General features: G+C 56.3%; 10 protein-coding genes. 3 read left to right on the top strand and 7 right to left on the bottom strand.

The genetic code is table 11. The features are described 5' to 3' along the window. Window positions 1-2: 2 nt before the first annotated feature. The 3 genes from ric to AC6IY8_RS00775 all read right to left on the bottom strand — a co-directional run bounded on the left by ric (window position 3) and on the right by AC6IY8_RS00775 (window position 3,719). Window positions 3-719 (bottom strand): iron-sulfur cluster repair di-iron protein, encoded by a 717-nt coding sequence (gene ric / locus AC6IY8_RS00785; RefSeq protein WP_497776696.1) that lies wholly within the window; start codon window positions 717-719, stop codon window positions 3-5. Between the two features lie 667 nt (window positions 720-1,386). Continuing rightward, window positions 1,387-1,884, bottom strand: a complete 498-nt coding sequence (locus AC6IY8_RS00780) for a hypothetical protein (RefSeq protein WP_497776695.1) — start codon at window positions 1,882-1,884, stop codon at window positions 1,387-1,389. Between the two features lie 383 nt (window positions 1,885-2,267). Further along, window positions 2,268-3,719 (bottom strand): sigma 54-interacting transcriptional regulator, encoded by a 1,452-nt coding sequence (locus AC6IY8_RS00775; RefSeq protein ID WP_497776694.1) that lies wholly within the window; start codon window positions 3,717-3,719, stop codon window positions 2,268-2,270. A 419-nt stretch (window positions 3,720-4,138) separates the two neighbouring features. Between AC6IY8_RS00775 and AC6IY8_RS00770 the strand changes: the two genes are divergently transcribed. Beyond that, window positions 4,139-4,555, top strand: coding sequence for a response regulator (locus tag AC6IY8_RS00770; RefSeq protein ID WP_497776692.1), 417 nt, complete (start codon window positions 4,139-4,141; stop codon window positions 4,553-4,555). A 28-nt stretch (window positions 4,556-4,583) separates the two neighbouring features. Here AC6IY8_RS00770 and AC6IY8_RS00765 read toward each other — a convergent pair whose 3' ends face one another. From AC6IY8_RS00765 to AC6IY8_RS00755, 3 genes are read right to left on the bottom strand one after another with little or no spacing between them, the layout of a single operon-like run. After that, window positions 4,584-6,791 carry a xanthine dehydrogenase family protein molybdopterin-binding subunit gene (locus AC6IY8_RS00765; protein WP_497776691.1) on the bottom strand — a complete coding sequence of 736 codons (2,208 nt, stop codon included), beginning with the start codon at window positions 6,789-6,791 and terminating at the stop codon, window positions 4,584-4,586. Further along, complete coding sequence (locus AC6IY8_RS00760; protein WP_497776689.1) at window positions 6,788-7,786, bottom strand: FAD binding domain-containing protein; 999 nt, start codon at window positions 7,784-7,786, stop codon at window positions 6,788-6,790. The genes AC6IY8_RS00765 and AC6IY8_RS00760 overlap by 4 nt, the downstream gene beginning before the upstream one ends. Next, the gene (locus AC6IY8_RS00755; protein WP_497776688.1) at window positions 7,773-8,471 is read right to left on the bottom strand and encodes a (2Fe-2S)-binding protein; all 699 of its coding nucleotides are present in this window, start codon (window positions 8,469-8,471) and stop codon (window positions 7,773-7,775) included. The genes AC6IY8_RS00760 and AC6IY8_RS00755 overlap by 14 nt, the downstream gene beginning before the upstream one ends. Before the next feature lie 232 nt (window positions 8,472-8,703). Here AC6IY8_RS00755 and AC6IY8_RS00750 point away from each other — a divergent pair, with 232 nt between their 5' ends. Together AC6IY8_RS00750 and AC6IY8_RS00745 are read left to right on the top strand one after the other, a co-directional pair. Next, window positions 8,704-9,846, top strand: coding sequence for an XdhC family protein (locus AC6IY8_RS00750; RefSeq protein WP_497776687.1), 1,143 nt, complete (start codon window positions 8,704-8,706; stop codon window positions 9,844-9,846). Then, window positions 9,836-10,492, top strand: a complete 657-nt coding sequence (locus AC6IY8_RS00745; protein WP_497776685.1) for a nucleotidyltransferase family protein — start codon at window positions 9,836-9,838, stop codon at window positions 10,490-10,492. The genes AC6IY8_RS00750 and AC6IY8_RS00745 overlap by 11 nt, the downstream gene beginning before the upstream one ends. Here AC6IY8_RS00745 and AC6IY8_RS00740 read toward each other — a convergent pair. After that, window positions 10,489-11,613 (bottom strand): zinc-dependent alcohol dehydrogenase family protein, encoded by a 1,125-nt coding sequence (locus tag AC6IY8_RS00740; protein ID WP_497776684.1) that lies wholly within the window; start codon window positions 11,611-11,613, stop codon window positions 10,489-10,491. The two genes, AC6IY8_RS00745 and AC6IY8_RS00740, sit on opposite strands and share 4 nt — an antisense overlap. Window positions 11,614-11,648: the final 35 nt, after the last annotated feature.

Below are 11,648 nucleotides of genomic sequence, written 5' to 3'. Positions count from 1 at the left end.
ACTTACTTGCTGTGCGCCAGTTCGACAGCGCGGGGGAACAGGATGTTGTTCTCGAGATGGATGTGCTGGTGCAGGTCGGCCTCAAATGCCGCGAGACCCTCGAACAGCGCGCGATAGCTCATGCAGCCCTCAGCCGGAACCGTGTAATCGTTCGTCAGGCTACGCAGTTCGCGGAGAGCTTCGCCTGCATTGTCGTGTTCAAACATCATCATGCGGATGGGATTCTCAACCGAGCCAAAGCACGAAGCAGCCGGCGCAGACGCTTGCTCAAGCTGCGCGACATACGGGAACAGAATTTGCTCTTCCTTCATGAGGTGAGCGGCGAGTTCCTCGGCCAGTGCGTTGAATATTTCATGCGCTCGCTTCAGCTCGGGCTTGTTCGGTCCGTGCTTGGTTGCCACTTTTTCAGCCAGTGCCAGCAGGCGCGGAGATTCGCTGCGAACAAATGCGTGGTGAGTCTTGGTGATGTGATCGATCAGGGCCGTCAAAGGCTGCGAGTTCCAGTCAGTGCTCTTGTCATTGCGCGCTTCGCCCTCGCGCGCCGCCTTCTCAAGCTGAGCGATCACCGCTTCGGGACTCTTGCCCGACTTTCTGCATGCCTCTTCAAAAGGAACGTGTCCGCCGCAACAATAGTCGATGCCGAGTGCTTCCAATACCGCGGGAGCCGCTGTGCTCTCCAGAGCGATCTCTCTAACCGTTTTCGAAACTTGTGTCTGCATGTTGCCTCCTATGTCCTTCCCACGATTCACATTCTTCCCGAGGCAGCGATGTGAGACGATGACCAAAGTCACGCTTTGAAAATAATGTTCAAAATGGTTTTCTATTCCGCTCGATTCAGGGTGATGGAGGCCAGAGGCGGGTAAGCGAAGGACGACGACGCAGAAAGGCGATTCGAGAAATCGCTGCTCCGCCGCTCGAGGCCGTCTGGTCTCGCGTCAACGTCCTCCGGCCGACCTGCCGCTGGAGCACAGGAAAAAACATCGCAAGAATCTTCCTAGACCTCGGAAGCGCAGACTATCAACCGCCTCCTCCGATTCGAATAAGCCCTGCGCAGGTCACCGAGATGGTTTGGCGGAATTCAATATGGGAACCGCTATTGGTCGGCGTTGTTGTTCTCACGCGAACTTGCGGAGGAGCTGAACGAGTTTTTCGGGAAGGAAGAAGAATGACAACTCTGCAGTAACTCTGGATTACCTGCGATATGCGCCAGTTCAAGCAGCACGTGAGGACAAGCTTGCAAAGGTGTTCAAGAAGGAAATCTAAGTGCGGCTCATTCAACGGACAACGTTGATTTTCGTGAACAGCGGAAAGCTCGATCAGGCCGACAAAGCCCCGCTCACAGGGAAACCCGAACGGGGCCTAATACCGGGGCTGGGAATCGCTAGGTTAGCGCAAAGCAGAGCACAGAGCTGGTACAAAGCTCCTGTCTAGCGATGGGGTACCAAACACAACGGTTCCGGTACCCAAATCGAAGACCAGTCTGCCCGACAAGTGGGCTACTTTGCCCACGCCAGATACGTTCAAGTCAAGAACTTCCCCCGCATTTACGACGGAGGTAGAGCTTTCCTTCGTACTTAATGTCCAACTGCCGGTCGCAACTTTGCCGTTTAGCGGATTTGTCACCACCGCGTCGGTGACGAGGTGGCCGACGCACTGACGTGTACCTCCACTGTCCTGACGGCAGATGGCGAAGCTGTTGTACGTGAAGTAGGCGGTCAACGTTCCGTAATCGCAAACGAGGAAGTTAGGGTCCTCTTGCGTACCAGAACTTGAACTCTTAGTGGGGGTCGTCTGTGCAGAAGCTGTCAAAGCGAAAGAAATCAATACAGTGACCAGCAACATGGTCGTGGGTCGTCGGCTGGTGTACTTCGAGAGCAAACCCATTGAGGGGCCTTCCTTTCATTCTTTGGAGATGGTGGAAGATGCGGTGGGCTGGGTGACTGGGGGAAATCTGACGTCGGGACAAGTGACGACTCTTCGACATCAGAACACCGGAGTCGTCGAAAATCCTCTTCAGGTGGGGGATATTTGCTCCTTTCTCTAGATTGGTCAACTTAATAAAGACCTTAACTCTAAGTTGGCCCGAAGACTTCACCGGCAGTGGTGTGAACGAAGTGGAACGGGTATACGCAAAGCAAAATTCATTTCCAACGGAGTTTTCCGACAGGGAGGCTCTAGGCGCGGAAATTCCGGACGCGGTTCTGTGGAAGGATACCCGGGTTTGTATTCGCGAAGACGGGAAGTGCAGAACCGCGAGAGTGCCGTTATTACGCAGTAGGTGTTTCAGATAGCCCGAGGCGTTGCATCTTTGTTCGTAGCCCCTCTCGGGTAATTCCAAGAATCGCAGCGGCGTTGGTGCGGTTCCCTCCAGTACTGTTGAGAACCGACGCAATCAAGTGCTTTTCCATCTCGGCCAGCGGCATGGGACGGATGTGCATGGCTTCCGATGGGGAACTTTGTTTTGGCTGAGCGCCACGAACACGATCACTCAGGTTCTCGGGGGATATAGTCGAACCTGCTGGGCACATTGCGACCAGCCGTGCCATTTCTCCTTCAAGTTCGCGTACGTTTCCCGGGAAATTGTAGGAGGACAGTACTTCAAACGCCGCATCGGATAGCTTCGGAACCTCACGTCCATAGCGTCGCGAATACGTCCCGAGGAAATGCTCGGCAAGCATGCGCAGGTCCTGCCTGCGTTCACGAAGCGGCGGAATCTTCAGAACGATCGGACAGAGCCTGAAATAGAGATCACTGCGGAAGCGCCCCTCTTCTACTTCCTGCTCGAGATTTCGATTGGTAGCCGCAACCACTCTTACGTCAACCGTTTCCGAATGCGATGCTCCGACCCTGGTGAACTCTCCGGACTGCAATACGCGTAGCAGCCGTGACTGAAGCTCTAAGGGGAGTTCCCCTATCTCATCGAGAAACAATGTTCCACGGTGCGCAGCGCCAATCATTCCGATGCGATCGCGATTTGCACCTGTAAAGGCACCGCGGACATACCCGAACAGTTCAGACTCGATCAACGTGGGAGGAAGCGCTGCACAGTTCAACACAATCAGTGCGCCCTGTGATCTCGCGCTGTATCGGTAGATGGCGCGTGCGACGAGTTCCTTTCCTGTGCCGGTTTCTCCCTGGATCAACACGGGGAGATCGGTGGGCGCAACTCTCCTTATCGTGCTCAGCACGTCAGCCATTTTGGCGTCGGCCGTCAGGATGCCCTCGTTACCGGAAATCAAGGTCTGGATCTCAGACGCACGGCGCTCTGCTTCGCGCATGGCAAATGCGGTGCGAATGCGAGGTGCGGCCAGCGAGCAGATTTCGTCCAGCAGCTCGCGAGTCCTCTCGGTGAAGAAATTTGTGAACTTTCGATTTTCCAGGTAGATGAGAGCGAACACTTCGTCGCAGTTCACCAGCGGAGCGCAAAGCACGGAACGCAACGATAGCTTTTGCACGCTCGCATTATTTCCGAACTCTTCGGAATTCAGCGCATCTGCCAGCAGCAGCGCACGCCCGCGTCGAACCACATCGGCAGCAATCGACTTACTAAAGACGGCTTCCGCTTCATTTAGAGCTTCACTTCGGAAGTTACTCGCAACGACGGTTCGGAAGGTTCCCTTTTCGTTCAACACCACGAAGCCGCGTTCGGCACGCAATCCCTCAATGGTTGCGTTTAGAACGGTGGCGAGCACTTCGCCATACTCGCGGTCTTCGAGCAACTGTTGAGAAATTCTGTATAGGAGCCTCAGCTCCTCAGAATTCCAAGGGGAGTCATCATTGCTAGCCAAATTCATCTTGAGCGGAATATAGCATCGGAAACGGACGATAGGCAATTTTGGAATTCAAGTTGCTCTTGAGATGGCTATCGAGTCACAAGGTCGTTCGGCGAGCTAGTGATTTCGAGGGTTTTTTGAAGGCAGCACTGAACGTACTGCCAGAATTTCTGACAGCGAGTGCCAGAAATGCTGTCAACCGAGAACCAATTCTCTGAGACTTGGGGGAGTATCAGGGAATTGGAGCGGAGCGGTCTTGCATGTCTGGGCGGAGATTCTTAACCGAGAGGACGTCCAAACTTGCAAGGCCATCCCGCAGTCGATCATGAGGAGCCATGGCGCATCGCGGAGAGGAGCTCTTGACTATGACCACGAAGAGAAAAAAGCCAACACTCCTGCTCATCGATGACGACATCAATGTGCTCAGCGTCCTAAGCACAGTCTTCCAGGAGTTCGGGTTCGTAGTTAGGGCAACCAGCAATCCTGTAGAAGCTCTCCACATGCTGCAGAGCGATACGGAAATAGATGGTGTGATCAGTGATTTCCGAATGCCTACGATGAACGGAGATGAGTTGGCGCAAGCAGCAAAACTGCTGCGACCGGAGTTACCGGTCTTCATCTTTTCAGGCACCCACCCTCCCGAAAGAAACCCGGCTCCTTGGGATTACTGGTTCATGAAAGGTGACCGGATCGGTGACTTAGTGGTGAGCTTGGAGACCGCGACACGCAAGCCGAGAGGGTTCTATTACAACCCGCCTGGAAGACCATACCAGGCGAGTTGAGTCCGAGTAAGCCAGCGAACCGCCAGCCTTACGCCATCAACAGATCCGGGGAAATGGGAGCACGGCGGATTCGTTTGCCCGTAGCGTTGTAGATCGCGTTTGCAACCGCTGCACACGCACCCGTAATCCCAATCTCGCCGATTCCACGAGCACCCAATGGCTCGAACTTCTCGTCCGGGATATTCAACACTGACACGTCGATCTTCCCTATGTCGGCATTGACTGGCACGTGGTACTCCGCAAGGTTGGCGTTTACGATGCGTCCATTGCGCGCGTCCACGTGAGTTTCCTCATGCAGCGCCAGGCTTACGCCCCACACGATGCCGCCGATCAATTGGCTAAGCCCGGTCTTCTGATTCAGCAACGTCCCTACGTCGTAAACTGCGTTGATTCGGCGCACCCGCGCCATTCCCAAACGTTCGTCCACACCCACTTCGGCAAAGACCGCGCCCCACGAGTGTGATGAGTAGCGCTCACTGTCCTGTTCCTTTTCCGCCGATCCAACAGCGCCGATGGGCTGATTGCCATTGCGTGCAAGCAACTCAGTGAACTTCTCTCCGGAGTCGGGCTGCCCTTTGCGGATGATGCGCCCATTCTTGAACTCCAAGTCTTCCACTTGAGCGCCATGAAGAGGTGAGCGCTGATCCATTGTGGCTGCACTCAGCAGCTTCAGTTCAGCCTGCTTGGCCGCAGCTTGAATCGCAGGAAGTACGCTCGCCGCAGACTGCGATCCCCCAGATACTGGCGCCTTGGGCAGCTTGGAATCTCCGAGTTTTGCATCGATGATCTCAATCGGCAGATTGAGTGCCGACGCCGCGGTTTGCGCCATGATGGTATACGTTCCCGTTCCCAGATCCTGTGTTCCGGAGGCGACCGTGACACGTCCGTTTGGCTCAAACTGAACTAACGCCGAGGCCGAGGAGCGATTTGCCGGATAAGTAGCCGTAGCCATTCCCAACCCGATCAGTTCGTGACCCTCCTTCACAGATCGCGGTTGCGGATTGCGTTTTGCCCAGCCGAACTTCTGTGCACCCTGCTCATAACACTCGCGCAGGTGCTTGCTTGAGAATGGCTTGCTGCTCGTTGGGTCCTTCTGTGCGTAATTCTTCAGGCGCAGCTCAACCGGATCCATCTTGAGTTTCTCCGCGAGTTCGTCCATCGCGATTTCGAGCGCAAAGCTGCCAGTGGCTTCGCCGGGGGCGCGCTGAAACGTGGGTGTGCCTACATTGATGGGCACGAGGCGCTGCGACGTCGCAATGTTGGGGCTGGCATACAGCATCCGCGAAACGGTAGCAGAGGGTTCGGTGAAATCTTCAATCACAGACGTGTGCGAATACACACGATGCTCAATCGCAGTGATCGTGCCGTCGCGCCTTGCCCCGAGCACGATGTGCTGATGCGTTTCGGGACGGCCTCCGACAGGCCCGAACATTTGCGGACGTTCAAGAACCAGCTTGACCGGGCGCTTGGCGACCTTTGAGGCCATTGCCGCAAGCACCACATGAGACCAAGTCGAGCCCTTACAGCCGAAGCCTCCGCCGACAAACGGACAGAGCACGTGCACATTGTCCTCGGGCATTCCGATGGCCTTCGATAGCACCTGCTTGACGCCGCTAATGTACTGGGTGGCGTCATAGACCGTGAGCTTATCGTTTTCCCAATACGCTATGGTCGCGTGCGGCTCCATCGGGTTGTGGTTCTGCTTCGGAGTGGTATAGACCTCATCGACTTTGACTTCGGCTCCCGCCAATCCCTCGGCCATGTTGCCCACGGAAACATCTGCGGGATCTCGCCCGTGAGTCCCAGGATGAGCTTTCGGAAACCCGGCTTTGAAATCGAGCACAGGCGTATCCGTCGCATAGCGAACCTCGATCAGCGAGGCCGCGTAGAATGCCTGCTCCTGCGACTCGGCTACAACCACGGCAATCGGTTGGTTGTTGTAGTGCACATCGGCATCCTGCAACAAAGAGAGCACGCGCCCCGCAGGAGGATGAACTGCTGCTTTCCCACCCTGCGGCAACTTCGGAGCATTCGCCGGAGTCATGATCGCAATCACTCCGGGAGCATGCTGGGCGGCGGATGTGTTCATGCGCTGAATACGGCCATTTGCGATAGTGCTGGTCACCATCACGCCATAGACGAGTGCTGGCACCTCGAACTCCGCCGCGTATTTCGCCTGTCCTGTGACCTTCAATTTGCCATCGACGCGAGTGATGGGGTCGCCGATTTTCGTCATGCTCTTTCTCCGCCCCGCTGCGCGAGAGTGAAGGCGCGAATGATGGTGTGCTTCGCCATCGAAATTTTGAATTCGTTGTGCTCGTAGCCTTTTGCGCCGGAGAGTATTTCATCCGCCGCGGCGGCATACGCTGCTTCGCCTGCTGCTTTTCCTTTCAACAGAGCCTCTGCCTTTTCTGATCTCCAGGGCTTGTGCGCCACGCCACCAAGCGCAAGACGAGCACTCTGAATTGTTTCACCATCGATCTCCAATGCAGCCGCTGAAGAAACCAGCGCAAAGGCATAACTTACGCGATCGCGAACCTTGACGTATGCCGAGTGTGCCGCGTACGAGTTCTTGGGAAGATCGATGGAGAGGATCAGCTCGTCAGGGCGGAGGTTCGTATCCAGGTGCGGAGTCGAACCCGGAAGGCGATGAAATTCGGCGAAGGGAATGGCGCGATTGCCGCCCTTTCCACGCACGTTCACCGTAGCGGACAACGCCGCCAGCGCTACGCACATATCGGAAGGATGCGTCGCAATGCACTCCGGGCTGGCACCTAGAATCGCATGGATGCGGTTATAGCCGTGCATCGCCCCGCAACCACTACCAGGATTTCTCTTATTGCACTCGCTGAAAGCCGGATCATAGAAGTAGTAACAGCGAGTCCGCTGAAGCAGGTTTCCACCGTTGGTAGCCATGTTGCGAAGCTGAGGAGAAGCTCCGGCGAGAATCGCCTGCGCAAGCAGAGGATATCGCTCCCTCACCAGCGGATGATTTGCTGTGTCGGAGTTTCGCGCCAACGCACCCAGGCGCAGCGCTCCGTCTTGCAGTTCTTCAATCTTTGACAACTGCAACTGGTTGATGTCCACCAGATGCGCAGGCACTTCGACCTGCTGCTTCATAAGGTCGACCAGATTGGTGCCTCCGGCCAGAAACTTCGTATCTTTCGTGCCCGCGACGGCACCAATGGCCGCATCCGGATCTTGCGCGCGCTGGAAATCAAACGGACGCATCTGTCTCTCCCACTTTCTCCGCCTGCTTCGACTCGTATGCCTGCATGACCGCAGCGACAATGCCGGGATACGCTCCGCAACGGCAGATGTTGCCGCTCATCCTCTCCCGGATTTCATCCTCGCTCAAAATGACTGGGCCTGAGTTGTGCAGTTCTTTGGTGACAAAACTTGCTTCGCCATGCATTGCCTCGTCAATCAGCGCTGTGGCGGAGATGATCTGTCCCGGAGTGCAATAGCCACACTGGAATCCGTCGTGATCAAGGAACGCCTGCTGCACGGGATGCAGCTCACCATCTTTCGCAAGCCCCTCAACCGTTACGAGCTGGTCACCGTTATGAGACACGGCCAGCGCAAGACAGGAGTTGATTCTCTTTCCATTCGCAATGATGGTGCACGCGCCACACTGGCCGTGATCGCAACCCTTCTTCGTCCCCGTGAGTTTCAGCTTTTCACGCAGCAGGTCGAGAAGAGTCATTCGCGGATCGACGGTAACGTTCTTATGCTCACCATTGACGATGATGCTGACCGGGATCTCTGCAACCGGCGCAACGGCCTGTTGCGCATTGAGCTGCTCAGGCGTCCAAAGAGGCGCACCTGCGGAGGCACCGACCAGCGCTGTCGCACCGACGATGAACTCGCGCCGCGACAACGGCCATTCACACAGTGCACCGTTGCGCAGTTGCATAGCCTCGATGCCTTGCGAGGTCGAGCCTTCGGAATGCGGCCGATTTGGATCTGACGATTGTGGCTGATCTGGTGGAGTACTGCCGTACGTTTTTCGGGTTCGACGTAGCTTCACATTTTCGTGGATGCGTCGCAAGCATCAGCGGTTGCGACGTGATGCTTCGATGAGCCCCGGAATACATGATCTGCATCGAATGATGACATGCGTATGAAACTTAGAACGGGAGTACTGGATGGTTTCTGCAAATGAACTGCGAGCGATTGTGGCTTGCGAAACGGAGGCCAGAGTACGCGGACTCTCTTGTGCAATCGCAACAGTGGTTTCAGTTCAGGGCTCCAGCTATCGCCGACCTGGTGCACGGCTGTTGTTCCGCGAAGACGGCGAAGTGGTTGGGAATATCAGCGGCGGATGTCTGGAACGCGATGTGATCCGCAGATGCCGACAGGTGCTTCTTCAACACCGTTCACAGCTCACGATCTATGACACGGAAGATTTGGAAGGCGGATTCGGAACAGGTTGTCGTGGCAAGATTTGCATCCTCACCGAACTGATCTCTGCTGAGCCCGATCGGATCTACTCGCTCCATGAACTCGCATCTCTCGCGAAGCCAGCAGTGCTGATCACCTGTTTTCAAGCACCCCAAAACGAAGGAAGTGTCGGTGCCGCTGCTCTGCTGCAGGCGGACCAGACATTTCGACACAGACTGCCGGAACCAATTGCAGACTTGCTGTATGCTCGCGCAGTCGATTGTCTCGAAACTGGAAGGACCGAAGTTTTCTCGCTCCCACGGTCGGAAGGAGATTGGCAGTTTCTCGTTGAATCTTTCATTCCCGCACCAACGATCGTCGTATTCGGTGCCGGGCCTGAAGCGGTTCCGCTTGCGCGTTGCGCCGACGCACTTGGCCATCGCGTGATCATCAACGACCGTCGCCCGGGCACGCTCTCGCGAATTGGTGCGCAGTTGCCGAAATCAATCGTGTGCTCCACCGGAACACCTGACACGCTCCTACAAGACATTCCCTGGCTTACCAACACAGCTTGTGTTGTCGCCACCCATAACTTCAGCGCCGATCTTGAGGCACTCGCGGTTGCACTCGCGTACTCGCCAGGATACGTCGGCTTGCTTGGACCGAAGATCCGCGCTCGCGAACTCTCAGCTGCGCTTATCAACATGGGCGCAGACGCCGATCGCGTCGCGGCCATTCGAGCCCCAATTGGTCTGGATCTTGGCGCTACTACTCCCGAAGGGATCGCGTTGTCGATTTTGGCGGAGATTCAGGCGCTCAATGCAGGCAGACCTGCAGTGTTTCTAAAGGACGTCGCTGGACCGATACACAGCCGCCCATCGCTGGAATTATTTGCCGATGCCGCTTGAGACCAAGAGTCGCATTCCAGCAATCGTGCTTGCGGCAGGAGAGTCCTCGCGCATGGGACGACCAAAGCAACTGTTGCCCTACCACGGCAAGACGCTGCTTGCGCATGTGATCAGCACTGCGGCAGATGCCGGTTTCGCGCCCGTTTTCACTGTGCTTGGAGCGTTCGCGGACGTGATCGGACCTGCGATTCAACACTGTGACACGCAAGTGCTCATCAATGATGAGTGGCGCGAAGGAATAGCGAGTTCCATCCGCTGCGGCCTGCGCGCTGCGACGGCAACATCCGCGATTGAGGCTGCGCTTTTCATGCTTTGCGATCAGCCGCTCGTAACCGCGACACACCTCCATCAAATGCTCCTGCGCTGGCAGACCTCGTTACCCTTGGCGGTCGCTGCGCGCTACGGTGATGTAACGGGGGTTCCTGCGTTGATCTCTCGAGAACTTTTTCCAGAACTTGCGGAGCTACAGGGAGACATGGGTGCGTCAAAAGTGCTCCGTCACCATCGCGAACGCGTTCTGACAATCGACTTACCCGAAGCGGCTCTGGACATTGACACTGCGCACGAGTATCAATCGTTGCAAAAAGGTGAGGCTCTCGCCTCACCTGGAAGTGCTTCATCAAATCGCTCACCCTCGGCGCACTAGAACACGATCAACTGGCGAACCGCTTTGCCTTCGTGCAGGCGATCGAAGCCGGTATTAATTTCAGCGAGAGGCATTTTTCCGGTGACAAGTTTGTCCACCGGCAGGCGCCCCATCTTGTACAGCGAGATATAGCGAGGAAGGTCGCGAACCGGCACACAGCTTCCGATGTAGCTTCCCTTCACCGTGCGCTCTTCGGCCACAAGATTGACCTGCGGCACGGGAATCGTGTCTGTGGCTGGAGGCAATCCTGCTGTGATGGTTGTGCCGCCACGGCCAGTAATCTTGTATGCAAGCTCCATCGCCTTTACCGAACCGGCGAGTTCAAATGCATACTCGACACCGCCTTTTGACGCCTCACGTAGTTTCTGAATGCAGTCCGGATCAGCAGCGTTGAACGTATCCGTTGCTCCCAGGTTGCGCGCGAAATTGAGCTTGTCATCGGAGAGATCGACGGCGATCACTTTTGAGGCCCCCGCCACCATGGCGCCCAACACCGAGCAGAGTCCAACTCCGCCCAATCCGACTACGGCAACGGTTGCGCCCGGTTGTACCTTCGCTGTGTTCAACACCGCGCCCACGCCCGTAAGCACAGCGCACCCGAACAGCGCTGCTTCTTCAAAGGCGAGATCAGGATCTATCTTCACCAATGAGCGGCGCGACACGACCGCATACTCGGCAAACGCCGAACACCCGAGATGGTGATGAATTTGGGTTCCATTACGATGCAGACGACGCTCGCCCGACAACAGCGTGCCCGCGCCGTTGGCCGCCGCGCCTGGTTCGCACAACGCAGGCCGTCCTTCGGAACATGGAAGACAATGCCCGCAGCTCGGGACGAACAACAACACAACATGGTCGCCCTTCTTCAGATCGCCAACACCGGGGCCGATCTCTTCCACCGTGCCCGCTGCCTCGTGCCCCATTGCCATGGGTGTTGGGCGAGGACGAACTCCGTTGATGGTGGAGAGATCCGAATGGCAAAGGCCTGCGGCGCCCATTCTTACAAGGACCTCTCCATAGCCGGGAGGATCAAGTTCGACTTCCTCGATAGAGAGTGGTTTGGTGGATGCGAAGGGCGGTTTTGCGCCTGTTTGATTTAGTACTGCAGCCCGAATCTTCATAATATCCTCGGTGATAAAAGGAAATCTGCGGCCGT

The organism is Koromonas soli, from assembly GCF_059726265.1.
This window is presented reverse-complemented; position numbering and strand designations above follow the sequence as displayed.

Bases quoted from the DNA above. Each gene is read 5' to 3' on its own strand.
- ric (WP_497776696.1), bottom strand. From the start codon at position 719: ATGCAGACACAAGTTTCGAAAACGGTTAGAGAGATCGCTCTGGAGAGC.
- AC6IY8_RS00780 (WP_497776695.1), bottom strand. From the start codon at position 1,884: ATGGGTTTGCTCTCGAAGTACACCAGCCGACGACCCACGACCATGTTG.
- AC6IY8_RS00770 (WP_497776692.1), top strand. From the start codon at position 4,139: ATGACCACGAAGAGAAAAAAGCCAACACTCCTGCTCATCGATGACGAC.
- AC6IY8_RS00765 (WP_497776691.1), bottom strand. From the start codon at position 6,791: ATGACGAAAATCGGCGACCCCATCACTCGCGTCGATGGCAAATTGAAG.
- AC6IY8_RS00760 (WP_497776689.1), bottom strand. From the start codon at position 7,786: ATGCGTCCGTTTGATTTCCAGCGCGCGCAAGATCCGGATGCGGCCATT.
- AC6IY8_RS00755 (WP_497776688.1), bottom strand. From the start codon at position 8,471: ATGCAACTGCGCAACGGTGCACTGTGTGAATGGCCGTTGTCGCGGCGC.
- AC6IY8_RS00750 (WP_497776687.1), top strand. From the start codon at position 8,704: ATGGTTTCTGCAAATGAACTGCGAGCGATTGTGGCTTGCGAAACGGAG.
- AC6IY8_RS00745 (WP_497776685.1), top strand. From the start codon at position 9,836: ATGCCGCTTGAGACCAAGAGTCGCATTCCAGCAATCGTGCTTGCGGCA.
- AC6IY8_RS00740 (WP_497776684.1), bottom strand. From the start codon at position 11,613: ATGAAGATTCGGGCTGCAGTACTAAATCAAACAGGCGCAAAACCGCCC.